Source organism: Bradyrhizobium sp. UNPF46, assembly GCF_006658625.1.
Classification (GTDB): Bacteria; Pseudomonadota; Alphaproteobacteria; order Rhizobiales; family Xanthobacteraceae; genus Bradyrhizobium; species Bradyrhizobium nitroreducens.
Window position 1 is genome coordinate 37540 of the sequence record NZ_LFJB01000009.1, and the last position, 19320, is coordinate 56859.

Annotated in this window: 18 protein-coding genes; 13 read left to right on the top strand and 5 right to left on the bottom strand. The window is 64.6% G+C overall.

The window, feature by feature from the left end:
* Positions 1-6: 6 nt before the first annotated feature.
* Complete coding sequence (locus UNPF46_RS05135) at positions 7-942, top strand: carbohydrate kinase family protein (RefSeq protein WP_142249287.1); 936 nt, start codon at positions 7-9, stop codon at positions 940-942.
* 7 nt (positions 943-949) lie between these two features.
* On the opposite strand, the gene UNPF46_RS05140 is transcribed toward UNPF46_RS05135, so the two are convergent.
* Entirely contained in the window at positions 950-1837 is an 888-nt protein-coding gene (locus UNPF46_RS05140; RefSeq protein ID WP_100177791.1) for a LysR substrate-binding domain-containing protein, read from the bottom strand.
* A gap of 122 nt (positions 1838-1959) precedes the next feature.
* Here UNPF46_RS05140 and UNPF46_RS05145 point away from each other — a divergent pair, with 122 nt between their 5' ends.
* From UNPF46_RS05145 to UNPF46_RS05175, 7 genes are all read left to right on the top strand, one after another.
* Positions 1960-3381 (top strand): amidase, encoded by a 1422-nt coding sequence (locus UNPF46_RS05145; RefSeq protein ID WP_174718982.1) that lies wholly within the window; start codon positions 1960-1962, stop codon positions 3379-3381.
* An 84-nt stretch (positions 3382-3465) separates the two neighbouring features.
* A complete protein-coding gene (locus UNPF46_RS05150; RefSeq protein ID WP_142249288.1) occupies positions 3466-4416 on the top strand; it encodes an ABC transporter permease in 951 nt (316 codons plus the stop codon).
* Positions 4413-5306, top strand: coding sequence for an ABC transporter permease (locus tag UNPF46_RS05155; RefSeq protein ID WP_142249289.1), 894 nt, complete (start codon positions 4413-4415; stop codon positions 5304-5306). Before UNPF46_RS05150 ends, UNPF46_RS05155 begins: the two co-directional genes overlap by 4 nt.
* A gap of 2 nt (positions 5307-5308) precedes the next feature.
* A complete protein-coding gene (locus UNPF46_RS05160) occupies positions 5309-6322 on the top strand; it encodes an ABC transporter ATP-binding protein (protein WP_181769792.1) in 1014 nt (337 codons plus the stop codon).
* Positions 6319-7323, top strand: coding sequence for an ABC transporter ATP-binding protein (locus UNPF46_RS05165; RefSeq protein ID WP_142249291.1), 1005 nt, complete (start codon positions 6319-6321; stop codon positions 7321-7323). The genes UNPF46_RS05160 and UNPF46_RS05165 overlap by 4 nt, the downstream gene beginning before the upstream one ends.
* A gap of 57 nt (positions 7324-7380) precedes the next feature.
* The gene (locus UNPF46_RS05170; RefSeq protein ID WP_142249292.1) at positions 7381-8874 is read left to right on the top strand and encodes an ABC transporter substrate-binding protein; all 1494 of its coding nucleotides are present in this window, start codon (positions 7381-7383) and stop codon (positions 8872-8874) included.
* A gap of 596 nt (positions 8875-9470) precedes the next feature.
* Entirely contained in the window at positions 9471-11045 is a 1575-nt protein-coding gene (locus UNPF46_RS05175) for a winged helix-turn-helix domain-containing tetratricopeptide repeat protein (protein WP_142249293.1), read from the top strand.
* Between the two features lie 91 nt (positions 11046-11136).
* Here UNPF46_RS05175 and UNPF46_RS05180 read toward each other — a convergent pair whose 3' ends face one another.
* The 4 genes from UNPF46_RS05180 to UNPF46_RS05195 all read right to left on the bottom strand — a co-directional run bounded on the left by UNPF46_RS05180 (position 11137) and on the right by UNPF46_RS05195 (position 13600).
* Positions 11137-11376 (bottom strand): hypothetical protein, encoded by a 240-nt coding sequence (locus UNPF46_RS05180; RefSeq protein ID WP_142249294.1) that lies wholly within the window; start codon positions 11374-11376, stop codon positions 11137-11139.
* 9 nt (positions 11377-11385) lie between these two features.
* The gene (locus UNPF46_RS05185) at positions 11386-11715 is read right to left on the bottom strand and encodes a hypothetical protein (protein WP_142249295.1); all 330 of its coding nucleotides are present in this window, start codon (positions 11713-11715) and stop codon (positions 11386-11388) included.
* A 329-nt stretch (positions 11716-12044) separates the two neighbouring features.
* The gene (locus UNPF46_RS05190) at positions 12045-12665 is read right to left on the bottom strand and encodes an alpha/beta hydrolase (RefSeq protein WP_142249296.1); all 621 of its coding nucleotides are present in this window, start codon (positions 12663-12665) and stop codon (positions 12045-12047) included.
* Positions 12662-13600, bottom strand: coding sequence for a ring-cleaving dioxygenase (locus UNPF46_RS05195; RefSeq protein ID WP_142249297.1), 939 nt, complete (start codon positions 13598-13600; stop codon positions 12662-12664). The genes UNPF46_RS05190 and UNPF46_RS05195 overlap by 4 nt, the downstream gene beginning before the upstream one ends.
* Positions 13601-13729: 129 nt before the next feature.
* Here UNPF46_RS05195 and UNPF46_RS05200 point away from each other — a divergent pair, with 129 nt between their 5' ends.
* The 5 genes from UNPF46_RS05200 (at position 13730) to UNPF46_RS05220 (ending at position 19289) form a co-directional block, all read left to right on the top strand.
* The gene (locus UNPF46_RS05200; RefSeq protein WP_181769793.1) at positions 13730-14635 is read left to right on the top strand and encodes a LysR family transcriptional regulator; all 906 of its coding nucleotides are present in this window, start codon (positions 13730-13732) and stop codon (positions 14633-14635) included.
* A gap of 291 nt (positions 14636-14926) precedes the next feature.
* Positions 14927-15712, top strand: coding sequence for an ABC transporter permease (locus UNPF46_RS05205; RefSeq protein WP_100177782.1), 786 nt, complete (start codon positions 14927-14929; stop codon positions 15710-15712).
* Between the two features lie 28 nt (positions 15713-15740).
* Positions 15741-16736, top strand: coding sequence for an ABC transporter substrate-binding protein (locus tag UNPF46_RS05210; RefSeq protein ID WP_142249298.1), 996 nt, complete (start codon positions 15741-15743; stop codon positions 16734-16736).
* Positions 16737-16748: 12 nt separating this feature from the next.
* On the top strand, positions 16749-17585 hold the full coding sequence (locus UNPF46_RS05215; RefSeq protein ID WP_100181220.1) for an ABC transporter ATP-binding protein: 837 nt from the start codon (positions 16749-16751) through the stop codon (positions 17583-17585).
* Positions 17586-17615: 30 nt separating this feature from the next.
* Complete coding sequence (locus tag UNPF46_RS05220; protein ID WP_142249299.1) at positions 17616-19289, top strand: carbon-nitrogen hydrolase family protein; 1674 nt, start codon at positions 17616-17618, stop codon at positions 19287-19289.
* Positions 19290-19320 lie beyond the last annotated feature (31 nt).

A 19320-nucleotide genomic window follows, 5' to 3' on the forward strand; every position in this document is an offset into this window, starting at 1 on the left:
AAACGAATGCTGATATCCTGCGGCGATGCGCTGATCGATTTCGTGCCGACGCGAAACGCCGACGGACGCGAGGCCGTGATGCCCGCGGTCGGCGGCTCCTGCCTCAATGTCGCGATCGGCATGGCGCGGCTCGGCGCGCCGACCGGATTCGTCGGCGGCATCTCGACCGATCTGTTCGGACGGATGATCGCCGATCATGCCGTAGCTTCCAGCGTCGACCTCGATCTCGCTACCCGCAGCGATCACCAGACCACGCTCGCCTTCGTCCGCATCGTCGCGGGGGAGTCGCACTATGCCTTCTACGATGCCGAGACCGCGACGCGGAACTGGACTTACCGGCGCGGGACGATTCCGTTCGCCGACATCGAGGCCGTCCATGTCGGGTCCACCACGCTGGTCAACGACCAGGGCGCGGCCGAGACCAAGGCGCTGATCGCGGATGCGCGCGCGGCCTCGACGATCTCCTTCGATCCGAACTGCCGCCCCAACCTCGTCAAGGAAAAGGCGGCCTATCAGGCGCGCATGGCCGAGTTCGCCAGGTACGCCGATCTCGTCAAGATGTCGGATGTCGACTTTGCCTATCTCTTCGGCGACGAGCCCTATCAGCAGCGCGCAGGCATGCTGCTGGGGCAGGGCACTAGCCTCGTCGTCATCACCCGCGGCAGCAATGGCGCCGTCGCGTGGCACGCGGGGGCCGGGCAGGTCGAGGTCGTCGCGCCCAAGGTCGAGGTCGCCGACACCATCGGCGCAGGCGACAGCTTTCAGGCGGCGCTGCTGTTTGCCCTGCACAAGCAGGGGCGTCTTGCGCGCGAGCGGCTCAAGGACATCAGTGCCGACGAGCTTCGCCGCGCGCTGTCCTTTGCCGCCAATTGCGCCGGCCTGACCTGCACGCGCCCGGGCGCCGATCCGCCCTGGAGCCACGAGATCAATTGGAGCTGGTAGCGCCGCCTCACAGCCGCGCGACGGCCTTCTCGGCGCATTTGAGAAACCTGGAGATCAGCGCGCTCTGGGAATCCCGCCGCCAGCACACCGCGATATCGATGGAATCAGCTGCATCGCGCAGTGGCCTGAACACGATGCCGCGTGGCGCGCCGAGCCTGGCGCAGGCCGGCACGATCGCAAGACCTTCGCCGGCGAGGACGAGGCTCATCGCCGAATGCACGGTCTCCACGCGGCTCACGACCGGCATCACGACCTGATGGCGTCGCAGCAGGGCTGCGACTGCGGAGGAGGCGGGATCCTGCTCCGGCGGTGGCAACGCGATCAGCGGGCGGCCCTGCAACCGCGCCATCGGCACGGCGGCGAGACGCGCGAGCGGGGAGCGGATCGGCATCGCCAGCATGAGCGGCTGCGAACCGATCCGCGCCACCTGGATCTCGGGATGGTTGATGGCCGGCATGCACAGTGCAACCGTGACGCTGCGGTCGAGCAACCGGGCCTCGCGCGTCGAGGCGCTGAGCTCGGCGAACTCCAGGTCGACACCGGGCACCGAGCGGCGCAGCTCGGGAATGAGCCGCGGCAGCATCGCATTTGCCAGCACGAACATGTAGCCGACCGAGAGTCGCCCGCGCTTGCCGGCGGCGACCGCGCGCGCGGCTTCGACGCCGTCGGCGGCCAGCGCCATCGCCTCGCTCGCGCGCGTCAGCAGCGCCTGGCCCGCCTCGGTCAGATCCATGCCGCGGGTGCCGCGGCGGAACAGCGGCGCGCCGATCTCGGCCTCGAGCTTGCGGATCTGGACGGACAAAGGAGGCTGCGCCATGCGCAGCCGTTCGGCAGCCTTGCCGATGCTGCGCGCCTCGGCCACGGCGACGAAATAGCGGAGCCGGCGAAGATCCATTGGCATACCGAAAACGTATGGGTTGGCGACCAAAATCGTATTGGACGGCGAGTTAACAAAACTGTCATTCTCGCTGTCAATGTCTTCGGGCCAACGGCGGCCCGCTTCGGAGCGATGTGACGATGAACGGCGATCCCTGTCTCTTGTCCGCAACAGAGCTGCGTGGCCTCATTGCGGCAAAGCGCATTTCGCCCGTCGAGATCGTCCGTGCCGTGCTCGACCGCGCCGAGGCGCTCCAAGGCAAGCTGAACTGTTTCATCACGCTCTGCGGCGAGCAAGCGATGGCACAGGCTCATGCCGCCGAGCGCAAGATGATGGCGGGCGAGGAGCTCGGCCTGCTCCACGGCATCCCCGTCACCGTCAAGGACATCGTCAACACCAAGGGCGTCAGGACCACTTTCGGCGCCGTCCCCTACAAGGACAACGTGCCGAACGAGGACGCCGTTGCGGTGGCGCGGCTGCGCGGCGCGGGTGCGATCCTGATCGGCAAGACCACGACGCCCGAATTCGGCAGCAAGTGCCTGACGGATTCGCCGCTGTTCGGCCGTACCCGCAATGCCTGGGACGCCTGCCGCTCCTCCGGCGGCTCCAGCGGCGGCGCGGCCGTGGCGGTGGCGAGCGGCATCGCGCCACTGGCGATCGCGACCGACGGCGGTGGCTCGACGCGGATTCCCGCCGCCTGCAATGGCGTGGTCGGCCTGAAACAGAGCAACGGCGTGATCCCGCACAGCCAGGCACTGGATGTGTTCGGCAACCAGACCTATGTCACGCCGACGACCCGCACCGTCGCCGACACCGCCCTGATGATGCAGGCGATGGCCGGGGAAGATGCTTGCGATCCCTGGTCGATCGGCGTGCCCGCGCCTGATTTCATTGCGACCGCCGCCCCGCGCGGCGACCTGCGCGGGCTGAGGATCCTGTATTGCCTGACACCGCCGGGCCGGCCGGTCTCGGCCGAAGTCGCCGCCAATTTCAGGGCGAGCCTTGACCGGCTGGCTGGCCTTGGCGCCGAGCTCGAGGAATTTTCCGGAGAGGGGTTCGACATCGAGCCGATCTGGCGTGCGATCAATCACACCGTCTGGCGCACGCGCTTTGCAAAGCTCGCGGCCGAGCACAAGGACGAGCTGAGCGAGGCCTTCCTCAAGCAGCTCGCGCTCGCGACCGAAGTGAGCGGCGTCGACTACCAGGAGGCGATGTTCGCGCGCACGGCGCTGTTCCGCCGCGTGCAATCGCTGCTTGCGCGCGGGCACGTCCTGGCGATGCCGACGCTGACACGCACCGCGCTGCCGATCAGCCAGGACCTGTTCGGCAGCATCGAGATCGACGGGCGGCATTTCGACAGCGTCCGGCCGCACTGGTTCCCCTGGACCATGCCGTTCAACATGACCGGCCATCCCGCAATCAGCCTTCCCTCGGGCTTTGCCCGCGACGGCCTGCCGATCGGGCTACAACTGGTCGGCCGCTTCCGGGGTGACGCGGAATTGCTGCGTGTCAGCGCGTTGTTCGAGGCCTCCGCGGGCCTTCTGTCCCGCTGGCCGGAATGACGACATGCCCCCGCAGCAAAGAGCTTGCATCGGTCGTCCGGACATGTTGATCGTGCCGCGGATGAGCTTTGAGCCCGAGCGCGCATGAGCGTATTTGTCCTCCGACGATTGGTGACCTTGCTGGCGACGCTGGTCGGCGCATCGCTGATCATTTTCCTGGTGCTGGACGCGCTTCCCGGCAATGCTGCGCAGATGCTGATGGGCGCCGATGCCTCGCCGGACGCGGTGCGCGCCCTCACGGTCAAGCTCGGGCTCGACCAGCCGCTGGCGGTTCGTTACCTGCAATGGATCAAGGGCCTTCTCATCGGCGATCTCGGCAACTCCTACGTCTACGGCACGCCGGTCGCCGGCCTGATTGCCGAACGGCTGGCCCTGACCGTTCCGCTCGCCATCATGGCCATGACTGTTACGGTGACGCTGGCGCTCTCGGCCGGCATCTACACCGCCGCCAACCACAACAAGCTCGGCGACGTCGGCGTGATGTCGCTGACGCAAATCGGCATCGCGCTGCCGAACTTCTGGTTCGCGATCCTGCTGGTGCTGCTGTTCGCGGTGCGGCTGCAATGGCTCTCCGCGGGCGGCTTTGCCGGCTGGGAGGACGGCGTCTGGCTCGGCGTGAGGTCGCTGCTGCTTCCTGCCATCTCGCTCGCGGTGGTGCAGGCCGCGATCCTCGCGCGCGTCACGCGTTCGGCGGTGCTCGAAGTGCTGCGCGAGGATTTTGTCCGCACCGCGCGCGCGAAGGGGCTCGGCAAGCGCGAGGTGCTGTGGAGCCACGTGCTGCGCAATGCCATGATCCCGGTGATGACGGTGATGGGGCTGCAATTCGCCAATCTGCTCGCCGGCACCATCGTGATCGAGAACGTGTTCTATTTGCCGGGCCTCGGCCGGCTGATCTTCCAGTCGATCGCCAATCGCGACCTGATCGTCGTGCGCAACTGCGTGATGCTGCTCGCGACCATGGTCGTCATCGTCAATTTCGTGGTCGACGTGCTCTATGCCTTCATCGATCCTCGCATCAAGGTCCACGATCTGTGAGCGCGCCCCTGACCACGCCGGTCGAATTGCCTATGGCAACGCGCCGTGCGCCGGCCCGCACGTTTTGGCGCCGCGCGCTGCGTCATCGCAGTTTCGTGCTCGGCGGCACGCTGAGCTTCCTGGTGCTCGCCTCGGCCCTGCTGTCGCTGGTCTGGACGCCCTGGTCGCCTTACGAGATCGATATCGCCTCGAAACTGCGACCGCCGTCGGCGGCGCATTGGCTCGGCACCGATTCCTTCGGTCGCGACATCGTCTCGCTGCTGCTCGCCGGTGCCCGTTCCACCATCATGGTCGGTGTCATCGCCGTCAGCATCGGTCTCAGCTTCGGCGTCACGCTCGGCCTGATCGCCTCGGCGCGGCGCGGCTGGACCGAAGAGATCATCATGCGCTTCTCCGACTTCACCTTCGCCTTTCCGGCCGTGCTCTCCGCGATCATGCTCGCCGCGGTCGTCGGGCCCGGCATGGTCACCTCGATCGTCGCGATCGGCATCTTCCAGATCCCGACGCTGACCCGGCTGACGCGCGGTTCGGCGAATGCGATCTGGGCGCGCGAGTTCGTGCTGGCCGCGCGCGCGGCAGGCAAGGGCGCCTTCCGCATCACCATCGAGCACGTGCTGCCAAATATCCTGTCGATCCTGATCGTGCAGGTCACGATCCAGTTCGCGCTCGCCATCCTCGCCGAAGCCGCTTTGTCCTATCTCGGCCTCGGCACGCAGCCGCCGCAGCCGTCCTGGGGACGGATGCTGAACGATGCGCAGACGCTGCTGTTCCAGTCGCCGATGCTCGCGGTTTATCCGGGCGCCGCGATCGCGATCGCGGTGCTCGGCCTCAATCTGCTCGGTGACGGACTGCGCGATCTGCTCGATCCCCGGCTGGCGCGGGAGCGATGACGATGGCTGAACGCTCCGACATGCCGCTGATCGAGGTCGACAATCTCGGGGTCCGCCTCAACACCAGCCGCGGGCCTGCGCAGGCCGTGCGCGGCGTCAGCTTCGCCTTGAAACGCGGCGAGACGCTGGGGCTCGTCGGCGAGTCCGGCTGCGGCAAGTCGGTCACTGCGATGTCGCTGATGGGCCTGCTGCCGGATAGTGCCGTGGTCTCGGGCAGCATCAAGATGGACGGGACCGAGCTCGCGCGACTGCCGGACGCGGATTACTGCCGCCTGCGCGGCAACCGCATCAGCATGATCTTCCAGGAGCCGATGACCGCGCTCAACCCGATGCACACGATCGGTCACCAGGTTGCCGAGCCGCTGCGGCGGCACAGGAAGCATTCGGCGGCGCAGGCGCGGAAAGAGGCGATCGCCTTGCTCGACCGCGTCGGGCTACCCGACCCGGCGCGGCGCGTCGACGCCTATCCGCACCAGTTTTCCGGCGGCCAGCGCCAGCGCATCACCATCGCGATGGCGCTCGCCTGCGAGCCCGACCTGTTGATCGCGGACGAGCCGACCACCGCGCTCGACGTCACCATCCAGGGCCAGATCCTCGACCTGATCGCCGATCTCGTCGAGGAGCGCGGCATGTCGATGATCCTGATCTCGCACGATCTCGGCGTCATCGCCGAGAACGTTCAGCGCATGATGGTGATGTATGGCGGCACCGTCGTCGAGAGCGGCCCGACCGACGAGGTGTTCCGCCGCATGGGCCATCCCTACACGCAAGGCCTGTTCCGCGCCCGGCCGAAGCTCGGCGCGCGCAAGGGCACGCGACTGAAGACGATCGCAGGCACCGTGCCGGAGCTTGCCGATCTGCCGTCCGGCTGCACCTTCTCCGAGCGCTGTCCGCTCGCGATCGATGCGTGCCGCGCCGCGCTTCCGCCGATGGTGGACGTCGGACCCGGGCACTTCGTGCGCTGCATCAGGACTGACGTCTCCATGGCCGCGAACGTCGGAGCGTTATCTGCATGAGCATCGCGCCTCTTCTCGACGTCAGGGATCTCGAGCAACGTTATGCGCTGCCGCGCGAGAGCCTGTTCCGTCCGCCCGGCCAGGTACGCGCGCTCAACGGCGTCAGCGTACAGGTCCTGGCCGGCAAGAGCCTCGGCATCGTCGGCGAGTCCGGTTCGGGCAAGTCGACCTTCGCGCGGGTGGTGATGGCGCTGGAGCGGCCGACCTCGGGGCAGGTCCAGCTGCTTGGCCGCGATCTCAACCGCCTCCAGGCCGACGAACTGCGCCGTGCCCGGCGCGATTTCCAGATGGTGTTCCAGGATCCCTATGGCTCGCTCGATCCGCGCCAGACCATCGCGCGCATCGTCGCCGAGCCGCTGACCGTGCTGGAAGGCGCCGACCGCGCCACGTTCCGCGAACGCGTCTCGGCAGTGCTGCGCCAGGTCGGCTTGCGCGATGCGGACATGGACAAGTATCCGCACGAGTTCTCCGGCGGGCAGCGCCAGCGCATTGCGATCGCGCGTGCGCTGATCACCCAGCCGAAGCTGATCGTTGCCGACGAGCCGGTCTCGGCACTCGACGTCTCCGTGCAGGCGCAGGTGCTGAACCTGATGCAGGACCTTCAGGAGCAGTTCGGCCTCAGCTACATCCTGATCAGCCATGACCTCGCCGTGGTCGACTATCTCTGCGACGAGGTCGCGGTGATGTATCTCGGCCGCATCGTCGAGCAGGGGCGCCCCGAGGATCTGTTCGAGCGTTGCGGCCATCCCTACACGCGGGCGCTGCTGGAGGCGGTGCCGCGGGCGCGTGCCGGGGGCGCCCGGCGCCGGCGCGGGGGGCAGGCGATCGCTTCGCAATCGGCGGCCACGGCCGGATGCCCCTATGTGGCGCGCTGTCCGCTCGCCGAGCAGCATTGCCGCGAGGCCCTGCCTGCGTTACGCAAGGTCGGCGAGGGACACCTTGCCGCCTGCCACAGGGCGGAGGCCGTGATGGCGTTGCCGCAGGCGGCCATGGAAGGTTAGTGTCCCAAAGCCGGATTGGCGTTAAGCTCGAGAATAGAACAGGCCGGGGAGTTACGCATGTTGAGGAAATTGTCGATCGTCGCCTTTGCCGCCGCGCTCGTCGCGGCTCCGCTGCCGGTGCTGGCGCAGAGCAAGAAGGACAGCGTCGTCATGGGGATGACGCTGGAGCCGCCGGGGCTCGACCCCACCAATGCCGCGGCTGCCGCGATCGCCGAGGTCACGCTCTACAACATCTATGAGACGCTGACCAAGATCAACGAGGATGGCTCGGTCTCGCCGCTGCTGGCGGAGAGCTGGACCGCCTCGCCCGATCTGAAGACCTACACGTTCAAGCTCCGCAAGGGCGTCAAGTTCCACAACGGCGAGCCGTTCAACTCCGCGGCGGTGAAGTTCTCGTTCGAGCGCAACGCGGCGGCGACCAGCACCAACAAGGACAAGAGCCTGTTCCAGGCTTTCGAGAAGGTCGAGACGCCCGACGCCGACACCGTCGTGATCTCCGTGAAATATTCCGAGCCGAACCTGCCGTTCCTGCTCGGGCAGGCGAGCGGCTCGATCGTCGAGCCGAAAAGCGCGGCGACCAACGTCACGCAGCCGGTCGGGACGGGGCCCTATCAGCTGGGTGCCTGGGCCAAGGGCTCCTCGATCACGCTCAACAAATGGGCCGACTACCGCAACGCCTCGGCGATCAAGCTCTCGAAGGTGACGATCCGCTTCATCTCCGATCCGGCCGCCCAGGCCGCGGCGCTGCTCTCGAACGACGTCGACGCGTTTCCGCGCATCGCGACCCGCGTCGTTGCCCAGTTCAAGGCTGACCCGCGTTTCACGGTGCTGATTGGCGGTTCCAGGGCCAAGACCATCGTCGCCATCAACCATCGCAAGAAGCCGCTCGATGACGTCCGCGTTCGCCGCGCCATTCTCGCTGCGATCGATCGCAAGGCCTTGATCGACGGCGCCGTCGAGGGCTTCGGCACGCCGATCGGCAGCTTCTACACGCCCGGATCGCTCGGCTATGTCGACACCACCGGCGTCAATCCTTACGACCCCGAGAAGGCCAAGAAGCTGCTCACTGAAGCCGGCGTCACCGCGCCGGTGGAGCTGTCACTGAAGCTGCCGCCGCCGCCCTATGCGCGGCAGGGCGGCGAGATCGTCGCGGCCCAGCTCGCCAAGGTCGGCATCGTCGCCAAGATCGAGAACGTCGAATGGGCGCAGTGGCTGTCGCAGGTGTTCGCGCCCAACGGTCCGCATAATTTCGACCTCACCATCGTCAGCCATGTCGAGCCGTTCGATCTCGTCAAGATCACCGAGCCGGACTACTATCTCGGCTACAACAACGAGGCCTTCAACGCGCTCTACAAGCAGATCGTGTCGACGCCGGATGAAGCCGCCCGCGCCAAGCTGCTCGGCGATGCCCAGCGCATGCTGGCCACCGATGCCGTCTCCGCGTACCTGTTCCAGCCGCAATGGCCGACCGTCATCAACAAGAAGCTGAAGGGCGTCTGGAAGGAAGTCCCGCAGTTCGAGAACGATTTCTCGACCTGGCATTGGGAGTAGGAACGCGCGATCACGTCGAGCGCGTCGGTTCGGTCCTGGCCTCTCCCGTTCGGGGGAGGCCAATCTTTTGGCAGGTCCAAAGCAAAAAACTGAAAAACAACCCCATGCACAGTAGCCGGGCGCAGTCATTTCAATGACTTGCGAGCCGTGCCTATCGATGATCGGGGCGATGCACCGGGACATTGCGTCGTCAGGCAAAACAGTGGCAATGCAGCGATGAGCCCGGTTCGAACGTTCCATTGCGGATTTCGCAAGAAGCACTCGTCTATCGCGACAGCCCCGATCGTTGCGAGATCGAAAATTCCCGCCACGCTTACCAAGCCTCTCCGCGTACCCGCGAGATAAGTTCCTTCCGGCGCGGCGCTGAGCGGCAATGACACGCTCGATGTCGGTCTGAATACCATGGAGGGCAAGCGCAGATCAGGGCAACAAGGCGGTCGGCAGCACCGTGACCGACTGGGCGGCGCTGTCGAGCCATTGTAGATTGGTCATGAAGCACGCCAGACCTGCTGCTTACATTTTTCTCACGGGCAGCCTATTCTCTACTTTAAGTGTTGCCGGGCCTGGCCGGAGACTGCCTCAAGGGATTTCGCGTCTTGCGCTATCTCTTCGAAGACTACGAGCTGGATGCTAGCCGTCGCGAGCTGTACCGCGATGCGAGCGTTGTGGCCCTGACGCCGCAGGCTTTTGACCTGCTCAACTATCTCATCCGTAATCGCGAGCGCGTCGTCGGCAAGGACGAGCTCATCACGGCCATTTGGAAGGGGCGGTCCGTATCGGATGTCGCGCTGACGACCCGGCTGAATGCCGCTCGATCCGCAATCGGCGATTCCGGTGAGAAGCAGCGGTTCATCAAGACGCTGCCGAGGAAAGGCTACCGCTTCATCGGCATGGTGCAGGAAGCCCATAGCGCTCCCACGGCGGCGGTCATCGAAATCCAGAAGGAGGCGGCCAAGCCCGCCCTCGCGCTTCCCGACAAACCTTCGCTCGCCGTTCTCCCATTCAGCAATCTGAGTTCCGATCCGGAGCAGGAATATTTCGCCGATGGCATGGTCGAGGACATCCTCACCGGCCTTTCACGGTCCAAATCACTGTTCGTCATCGCGCGACAATCCACATTTACCTACAAGGGTAAAGCTATCGACATCAGGCAGGTCGGGCGCGAGCTGGGCGTCCGTTATGTGCTCGAAGGCAGTGTGCGTAGGTCAGGTGACCGCGTTCGCATTACCGGGCAGTTGATCGACGCTACGACGGGCGCGCATCTATGGGCGGATCGGTTCGACAGCCAGATCAGCGATATCTTCGATTTGCAGGATCAGGTGACGAACAGTGTGATCGGTGCACTGTTTCCTCAATTGGAGCGCGCCGAGATAGAACGCGCCAAACGCGTGCCGATCGGAAACCTTCAGGCCTACGATTACTATCTTCGCGCACTCGCGAGCTTCTATGAATTCACCCGCGAGCAAAACATTGAAGCCCTCAGGCGGACCCGGCTGGCTGTCGAGGTCGATCCCGGCCTGGCCGCAGGATACGCGCTTGGTGCTTATTGCTATCTGCAACGGAAGATCTTCGGCTGGACGATAGATGCGGATCAGGAACGGAGCGAAACCCGATGGCTCGCAAGGCGCGCAATCGAGCTCGACAAGGAAGATCCAACTGTCCTCGTGAGGGCAGGGCAGGCGATTGCCGCCGTGCTGTATGAGATCGACGATGGCGTCAGCCTCGTCAGTCGAGCGTATGAGCTCAACCCAAATCTGGCCATCGCACGGTATACAATCGGCTTGGAACACATACGCCGCGGCGATGTGGAAGCGGCCCTCAAGCAGTTCCACGCCGGGGTGCGTCTAAGCCCCGTGGATCCCTTTCTCTTTCTGACGCAGACCGGAATAGCGTGCGCACATTTCTTGACCGATCGATACGAGGAGGGGGCGTCGTGGGCCAAGTCAGCTGTGCTGCACCGGCCCAACTATCTAAACGCACAATTCATTCTGGCGGCATGCCACGCGTTGTCCGGAAGGGTCGAAGAAGCCCGGATCATCGGCGCACGCTTGACGGAAGCGCGGCCGGCTCTGCGCATCTCCGCACTCCTTCCCAAGCTCACCAGAATCTACGCGCCGGAACACCTCGAAAGGATGGTGCGAGCCTGCCATGTCATGGGCCTGCCACCATGATTGCGTGCGGTCGTCCCGGAAAGCGGATCTGAACTCAATTCCGAACAGCTTGTCGCGGAGATGGTAGGCCGATGCGTGCCACGAGCAGGCTCTAGGTTCTGCTCACGAGTTTTCGCTCGCTGCCGGCGACGTCGATGCAGAAGTTCTCGGCGAGATGCTTCAACTTCGACGCGATGTCGCGCGGCTGCAAGCCGCTCATCGTTTCCGGGGCGTCGAGCTCCGTTACGACTTGTCCCGGTCCGGCAGGCAACTCGGGCATGGGGGCCCCGGCGGGAAAGGCCACGAGCGAGACGATATTCCCATTTTTGTAGTGCAAGATAGCCAGTTTCATGGCGCTCACCTAAGGATTGATGATGGTCAAATAGACGACGTAGTCATGGATGACATCGGCTCCGCTGTTGATGAAGGTGGCATAGAGCGTTGTCTTGTACACACTGATATCGCCGTAGCCGGTGTCGGTCACGCCTACCGAAGCGTCGTGAACCCACATGCCATACAGGACGTTTCGCCTGACCGGTGTGGGGTGAGCGGTCGCGATGAATGTACACTTCTCGTGAAGGCCGGTCGGGTTGTCCCAAGAATGGTTATCGGGACTTCCGACTGCGAGGCCATTCTGCAAATGGTAGAAATAGGGGCCATGGTGGGAAACAGTTGCCATCTGCTGCTCCATTGGAAATTGCCTGTCCACAATCATCGATTGTTGGCGGCCAATCGGCATTTGCACGAGCAGGACGTTGCCAGGTTGTGGCTGGAGGCGCTTGACCTTCGGCTTACATTTTCCTTTCCGAAAGCTTTTTTTGAAGCGTCGCCGCCGACCGGCTGGCCGCGTTGTTCCAGAAGCGGAAGGTCCATAGACTAAGGCTGTTTGGCCACAGCGGACGGTTTCTTTCCTCAGCGGCCGCCATCATCGGATGGATGTGTGCGCTGCCGCAGGCGTGACGCTATCGGCGATTTTGGTGGCGGCGGCGCGCCGTTCGGAATCGATGCGCCGCCGGTCGATCATGCTGCCCTGGCCTTGACGTTGCCGATCCAGCCGCGGGCGAGCGTCACATCGGCTTGTGACAATTGATGGCCCGCGGGCAGAATCTTGTGGGTCACACTTGCACCGGCCTGCGTCAGCAGCGCCGCGAGACGCTCCGAATTGCTCGCCGGCACGATCGGGTCGGCCTGCCCCGACAACAGCAGGACGGGCTTGCCGCTGAGCACAGCCTTCGGCGGATCCGACAGCGGCACCATGGCGCGCAGGAGGATCGCGCCGGCAAGCACATCCGGCTTCAGCAGGAGCAACGCAGCGGCGATGTTGGCGCCGTTGGAGAAGCCGACGGCGACCGGCGCGGCGATGCCATAGCGCTGCCGCGCCTCCGCGACGAAGTCGCCGAGCTCGGCCGCGCGCAAGCGCACGTCCGCCTCGTCGAATACGCCCTCGCTGAGCCGGCGGAAGAAGCGCGGCATGCCATGTTCGAGCACGCGGCCGCGCGGCGAGAGGAGGGCGGAGCCCGGCGAGATCATCTTGCCAAGCCCCAGCAGGTCGTTCTCGTCGCCGCCGGTGCCGTGCAACAGCAGGAGGGGAGGAGAGCCCGCGCTGGTCGCGGGCTCGAAACGATGGATGAAGTCGGTCATGCCACGGTCTCCTCCAGGCTCGGCAGCACGCCCTCGATCTGCTTGCGATGCGGCTCGAGGAAGCCGGGCAGCTTCAGGTCTCGTCCCAGCGTCGCGACCGGTTCGTCGACGGCGAAGCCGGGGATGTCGGTCGCGATCTCGAACAGCACGCCGCCGGGCTCGCGGAAATAGATTGAGCGGAAGTAGTTGCGGTCCCTCTGCTCGGTCGGATGCAGGCCGTGATTGCTCACGAGCTTCTGCGCCATCTGGCCCTGCTCGGCGTCATCGGCCGCGCGGAAGGCGATGTGATGGACCGAGCCGCCGCCCTGATGCCCGCGCAAGAAGCCCTTGGCCTCGTAGATGTCGACGACGCTGCCCTCGGCATCACCGGGCGCCTTGAAGCGGATCACCGAACCTTCGCGCCCCGTCTCCTTGAAGCCGAACACGTCGGTGAGCACGGCAGCGGTCTTGGCCGCGCTGTCGAGCAGCAGCGTCACGCCATGGAAGCCGCGGATCGCGTGCTCGGCCGGCACCTCGCCGTTGCTCCAGCCGGGCTCGTTCTCGGCGCCGGGAACGCCAACCAGCGCGAGCGCCATGCCGTCAGGATCGGTGAACGGCAGCACGGACTCGCCGAAGCGCTTCTCGAGCGCCTCGTAGGCGATACCCTTCTCGGTGAAGCGCTGGGTCCAGTAGCCGAGCGAGCGCTGCGGGACGCGGAACGCGGTCTGATGGGTTTCGCCGACGCCGCGGCGCCCGGCCGGAACGCCGGCCCAGGGGAAGAAGGTCAGGATGGTGCCGGGGCGGCCGGTCTCGTCGCCATAGTAGAAGTGATAGGTGCCGGGATCGTCGAAATTGACCGTCTTCTTGACGAAGCGCAGGCCGATATCCCGGGTGTAGAAGCCGAAATTGCGGATGGGGTCGCCGGCAATCGCGGTCACGTGGTGCAGTCCAGACATTGTCGTCCTCCAAATTCGGGGAGCGTCTTGCTCTCTGGCCGGAAATATTGTTCCGCTTTGGATTGGAGACAATCCATGCAAATATGACGGCTATGTCTACGATTTGGAAACAATCGCCGGAAGCCATCCTTGGATAAGCTCGGCAGCCTCCGGGCCTTCGTGAAGGTGGTCGAAAGCGGCAGCTTTGCCGAAGCCGGGCGGCAGCTGCGGCTGTCGCGCTCGGCGATCAGCAAATACATCGCCGACCTCGAGGAGAGCCTCGGTGTCCAGCTGTTGATCCGGACCACGCGGCACGCAAGCCCGACCGAGAACGGCCAGCGCTATTTCGAACGCGCGCTCGTCATCCTCTCGGAGGTCGAGGCGGCCGACCAGGCGGTGACGCAGGCGCAATCGGCGCCTCGGGGCCTGCTCCGTGTCAACGCACCGATGTCGTTCGGCACGATGCGGCTCGGGCCGGTGCTCGCCGATTTCATGGCGCGATATCCGGAGCTCCAGCTCCAGATCGTGCTCAGCGACGACCTGCTCGATCCCGTGCAGGACGGTTTCGACGTGACCTTGCGGATCGCCGAATTGGAATCGTCGAGCCTGATTGCGCGAAAAATCATGCCGGTGGCGCGCATGATCTGCGCTTCGCCGGATTACCTCGCGCGGCACGGCGCGCCCAGGCATCCGCAGGATCTGCGCGAGCATGCCGCGCTCACCTACGGCTTCCTGCTCACCGGCAACCAGTGGAAGCTGACGGGCGCGGACGGCGATCACTGGATCCAGCCGGCCTGGTCGCTCTGCGTCAACAATGCCGAGGTGCTGCGCGACGTCGCGATCAAGGGCAGGGGGCTGGCGCTGCTGCCGGAGTTCATTGCCGGCGACGCGTTGAAGAAGGGCGCGCTGCGAACGGTGCTGAACGACTATGCCGCGCCGCCGCTTGCGCTTTATGCGGTGTATCCGCCGACCCGGCATCTGTCGGTCAAGGTGCGGCTGTTCATTGATTTTCTGGTGGAGCGGTTCGGGCGGGAGGAGGGTGCGCGGACGACCTGAGGCTCCGGCGGCTGGATGACATGAAGCCGGCACGCTCTCCGATCGCAGGATCGCCGACGGTAGGCCGCTGCCATCCGACGTCCCGCTGCCGCTCTCATGAGCGAAAAGCAGGAGTTTGCCTACGCAACGGGCACTGCAAGCCTGCAAATCAATCATCCAAAAGATTGATTTCAATATGTATTCCTGCACGGTTGATTGCACATCTCGCCATTTTCTTTCGCGTCGCCGAGGCCAACACTTCTCGTGCTCGCGGCGGAAGTGCGCAGAGCCGCAGAGTCCACGGGGATGCCGATGCAAACGATCAGTGAGGCGATCTCGAATCCAAAGGTGAGGCGCGCCATCGAACTCGCGATCGGGCCGTTGCTGCTGTTCGCGCTGTGGTGGATCGCGTTCAAGGGACAGCTGGTCAACAAGGATCTGCTACCGTCGCCGATCGACACGCTGCGCGACACCGCGGCCAGCATCGCGGCCGGCAAGATGACCGGCGATTTCGTCCACACCATCGCGCGCGTCGGCTATTCGACCTTGATCGCCGTGGTCGCAGGCGTCCCGATCGGGATCGTGCTCGGCGCCAGGGCCGCGATCTATCGCTCGGTCGAATTCCTGGTCGACTTCTTCCGCTCGACACCGGCGACCGCATTGTTTCCGCTCTTCCTGCTGCTGTTCGGCCTCGGCGACTTCGCCAAGATTGCGGTCGCTGCCTTCGCCGCCTGGCTCGTCATCGTGTTCAACGTCGCCTACGGCGTGATGAATGCGCGTCAGACCCGCATCCTCGCAGCCCGCTCGATGGGCGCCTCGTCGCTCCGCATCTTCAAGGATGTCATCTTCTACGAGACCCTGCCGCAGACCTTCGTCGGCCTGCGCACCGCGGTATCGCTCGCGCTGGTCGTGATCATCGTCGCGGAGATGTTCATCGGTGCGACCGACGGCATCGGTCACCGCATCATCGACGCGCAGATCTCGTACTCGCTCACCGACATGTACGGCTCCATCCTGATCGCCGGCGCGATGGGATACGGGCTCAACCTCTTGCTCCTGATGATCGAACGCTCGTTCATTCACTGGTCCGGCAGATAGTCAGCCAATCCAAAACGAAGAGGCCATCATGCAGACGAATAGATTCCTTGCGGCGCTCGCCACGTCCACGTTCCTGCTTGGCGCGGGCGTCGCGAATGCGGCCTGCGACAAGACCGAGAAGGTGACGGCGGTCTGGCTGCCGATCATGCAGACCACGGCCTATTATGTCGCTCTCGAAGAGAAGCTGTTCGAAAAGGCCTGCATCGAGATCGTTTCCACCAAGATGGAAGCGCCGAACCAGATCATCGACGCCCTGATCGCCGAGCGCGCCGATTTCGGTCCTCCGGGCGCGGCGGCCGGCATCGCGATGATTGCGGAAGCCAAGTTTCCCGGCAAGCTGAAGGTGTTCGGCTTGCAGGGTGGGGGCATCGCGGTCGATCGCATCAATGACGGTCTGATCGTCAAGCCGGACAGCCCGATCAAGAGCTTCGCCGATCTGAAGGGCAAGTCGCTCGGTCATGTCCCGGGCATTCAGTGGCGAACCATCTCCCGCCACATGGTCCGTTCGGCGGGGCTCGATCCCGATACCGACGTCAAGCTGGTCGACCTCGCGGTCGCGATGCAGGTCCCCGCCGTGGTCGGCGGCACGGTCGATGCGACGCTGTCGCTGGAGCCGGTCGGATCGATCGCCGTCGCCTCGGGCAAGGCGGTCCGCGCGATGACCAATCCGGTTGCGCATGTCATTGCCGATCCCTTCTATTCCGGCGCCTCTCTGATGACCACGAAGTTCCTGAAAGAGCGGCCCGAGGTTGCGCGCAAGGTCGTCGCGGTGATCGACGAGGCGACCGATCTCGTGAACGCCGATTTCAAGAAATACAAGCCGATCCTCACCAGGTACACGCCGATCAAGGAAGACCAGCTGGAGCTCCTGGCGCAGCCCTATCTGCGCGGCTTCAAGGACCTCAACGAAACCGACCTGAAGTCGTACCAGGCGCTGGTCGATGTCTTCATCAAGGAGGGCGTGGTGGCAGGCCCGATCAACGTGAAGGACAAGCTTCTCGCCAAGTCCGATCTCGGAAACTGAGTGGATCATCCGATGGGGAACGTGACTGCGATCCGGAGCGTCGATCGGGCTGCCGCTGAAAGCCCGTCACCTGTTCCGTCGCTCAAGCCGCGGCAGGCCTACGTCACGGTGCGTGGGCTCAGCAAGAAATTCCAGGGCACGACGATCTATGACGACTTCTCGATCGACCTGCCGATGGGAAAGTTCATCTCGGTCTTCGGCCCGAACGGTTGCGGCAAGAGCACGTTCATCAACATGATCTCCGGCCTGATGCCGATGGATGCGGGTGAGGTGCTCTATGACGGCCAGACCATTCGGGACACGAGGATCTCGTACGTGTTCCAGAACTACAGGGAAGCGCTGTTCCCCTGGATGCGCGCGATCGACAACATTCACTATCCGCTGAAAGTGATCGGCGTGGATCGCAAGGAGAGGCGCCGACGCGTCGAAAAGCTGCTCGCGGATTTCGACGTGCCGTTCGACCTCAATGCCTATCCTTACACGCTGTCGGGAGGCCAGCAGCAGACGGTTTCGATCCTTCGCGCGCTCGTGACCGAGCCCGAAGTGCTGTTCCTCGACGAGCCCTTCTCAGCGCTGGACTACGAGATGACGCTGTTCATGCGCGAACGGCTCCAGCACATCTTCATGAAGCTGAAGACCACGATGCTGCTGGTGTCGCACGATCTCGAAGAGGCCATCCAGCTCGCCGACCAGGTCGTGCTGCTGACGCGCCGGCCGACGCGGGTGGCGGAGATCGTTCCGGTCGATCTGCCCTGGCCGCGCGACCTCGACGTCACGACCGGCGAGGGGTTCATCACGCTGAAACGCCATTGCCTCGACCGCTTCTGGCGCGAGGTCAAGCGAGACTAGTTCGATCAACCTTCGAAGATGGAGACCAACATGACGAAGCGCCGTTTTCGCGCTGCCGCCGTCCAGACGCTTGCCCGTCTGGGAGACTTCGACCACAACATCGCGCTCGCCACGCAATATGTCGAGGATGCGGTGAGGCAAGGGGCCGAGCTGGTGGTGTTCCCCGAGTGCATGGACACCGGCTATCTCTTCGATTCCGCCGAGCACTGCCGTGAACTCGCCGAAACGATGTCGGACGGCCCGTTCGTGACGGCACTGTCGGCGCTGGCCAGGAAGCACCGCATCTACATTGCCAGCGGCGTCACCGAATGGGATCCGGACAAGGAGAAGATCTTCAACACCGGCATCATGTTCGGCCGCAACGGCGAGACTGTCTGCCACTATCACAAGCAGTTCCTCGCAACCCACGATCAGAACTGGTTTGCGTTCGGCGAGCGCGGCTGCCCGGTGGTCGAGACGGACCTCGGCAAGATCGGGCTGCTGATCTGCTTCGACGGCCGCATTCCCGAAATCTTCCGCGCGATGGCGATGCAGGGAGCCGAGGTGATCGTCGACATGGCGAATTTCTTCGCCATGGACCAGGCGGACATGTGGGGCCCGGCCCGCGCTTACGAGAACGGCCTGTGGCTCGTGGCCGCGACCAAGGCCGGCTATGAGCGCTCGATCTATTATCCAGGCGGCAGCATGATCGTCGATCCCAAGGGACGCGTGCTCTCAAAGGTGCCGTACGATACGCACGGCATGGCCATTGCCGACGTCGATCTCGATGCCGCGCACGACAAGTCGATCTATGCGGCGAACGACAAGATCGCCGACCGCCGTCCCGAGACCTATGGCCTGATGGCGTTGCCGTACGAGAAGACGCGGGTCTATCGCATCGCGGAGCAGCCGCTGATCCCGGCGAAATCCGTTGCCAAGGTCGCGGCCGTGCAGGTGCACGTGACCAAGGACACCCCGGCCGCGGACGTGTTCGACATGGTCGATCACGCCGCCAAGCTCGGCATCAAGGTGCTCACCTTGCCGGAATATGCGTTCTGCCCATCCGCCATCCCGAACGCCGCGGAGGCCGCGGCGCTGGCCGATCAGACGACCTCGCTGCTGGCCAGGACCGCCACCATCGCGTCCCGTTATCATTGCCTGATCGCGCTGCCCACGGTGGAGCGCGCCGCGGCCGGACTGTACGTGACGACATTCCTGATCGGACCCGACGGAAAGGAGGTCGGGAAATATCGCAAGACCCATCTGACGGCCGAGGAACGCAAATGGGCGAAGGCTGGCGACGACTATCCGGTGTTCGAGACGCCGTTCGGCCGGGTCGGCGTCATGTCCGGCTATGACGCGGTATTCCCCGAAGTCTCGCGTTGCCTCGGCATCGCGGCGGCAGACATCATCCTGTGGCCGGCCTCGCTGCGCGAGCCGTTCGAACGGGAGCTGCTGGCGATCCCGAGGGCCGAGGACAACAGGGTCGCGGTGGTGCTGGCGAACCGCGTCGATTCGCCCTATCCGGGCGGCAGCCTCGTCATTCCGCCGACCGGCTTTCCGCTCTGGGACATCAACGTGGTCGCGCCGCGCGTCCTCAAGCTCGGGGCCGTGATGCCCAAGCACATCGACCTCGCGGTCTGCCGGCAGAAGCTGATGATCCCAAAGGTCGATATGTTCGCCAACCGGCTGGTCGAAACCTACGCGCCCATCATCGCCGCCTGACGGTTGCTGTGCCTGCTGATATGCCCGAAAC

Excerpts from the sequence above, each read along its gene's own strand:
- UNPF46_RS05150 (WP_142249288.1), top strand. The coding sequence starts at position 3,466 with ATGAGCGTATTTGTCCTCCGACGATTGGTGACCTTGCTGGCGACGCTG.
- UNPF46_RS05145 (WP_174718982.1), top strand. The coding sequence starts at position 1,960 with ATGAACGGCGATCCCTGTCTCTTGTCCGCAACAGAGCTGCGTGGCCTC.
- UNPF46_RS05220 (WP_142249299.1), top strand. The coding sequence starts at position 17,616 with ATGACGAAGCGCCGTTTTCGCGCTGCCGCCGTCCAGACGCTTGCCCGT.
- UNPF46_RS05205 (WP_100177782.1), top strand. The coding sequence starts at position 14,927 with ATGCAAACGATCAGTGAGGCGATCTCGAATCCAAAGGTGAGGCGCGCC.
- UNPF46_RS05210 (WP_142249298.1), top strand. The coding sequence starts at position 15,741 with ATGCAGACGAATAGATTCCTTGCGGCGCTCGCCACGTCCACGTTCCTG.
- UNPF46_RS05195 (WP_142249297.1), bottom strand. The coding sequence starts at position 13,600 with ATGTCTGGACTGCACCACGTGACCGCGATTGCCGGCGACCCCATCCGC.
- UNPF46_RS05160 (WP_181769792.1), top strand. The coding sequence starts at position 5,309 with ATGGCTGAACGCTCCGACATGCCGCTGATCGAGGTCGACAATCTCGGG.
- UNPF46_RS05135 (WP_142249287.1), top strand. The coding sequence starts at position 7 with ATGCTGATATCCTGCGGCGATGCGCTGATCGATTTCGTGCCGACGCGA.
- UNPF46_RS05185 (WP_142249295.1), bottom strand. The coding sequence starts at position 11,715 with ATGGAGCAGCAGATGGCAACTGTTTCCCACCATGGCCCCTATTTCTAC.
- UNPF46_RS05170 (WP_142249292.1), top strand. The coding sequence starts at position 7,381 with ATGTTGAGGAAATTGTCGATCGTCGCCTTTGCCGCCGCGCTCGTCGCG.
- UNPF46_RS05140 (WP_100177791.1), bottom strand. The coding sequence starts at position 1,837 with ATGGATCTTCGCCGGCTCCGCTATTTCGTCGCCGTGGCCGAGGCGCGC.
- UNPF46_RS05215 (WP_100181220.1), top strand. The coding sequence starts at position 16,749 with ATGGGGAACGTGACTGCGATCCGGAGCGTCGATCGGGCTGCCGCTGAA.
- UNPF46_RS05165 (WP_142249291.1), top strand. The coding sequence starts at position 6,319 with ATGAGCATCGCGCCTCTTCTCGACGTCAGGGATCTCGAGCAACGTTAT.
- UNPF46_RS05180 (WP_142249294.1), bottom strand. The coding sequence starts at position 11,376 with ATGAAACTGGCTATCTTGCACTACAAAAATGGGAATATCGTCTCGCTC.
- UNPF46_RS05190 (WP_142249296.1), bottom strand. The coding sequence starts at position 12,665 with ATGACCGACTTCATCCATCGTTTCGAGCCCGCGACCAGCGCGGGCTCT.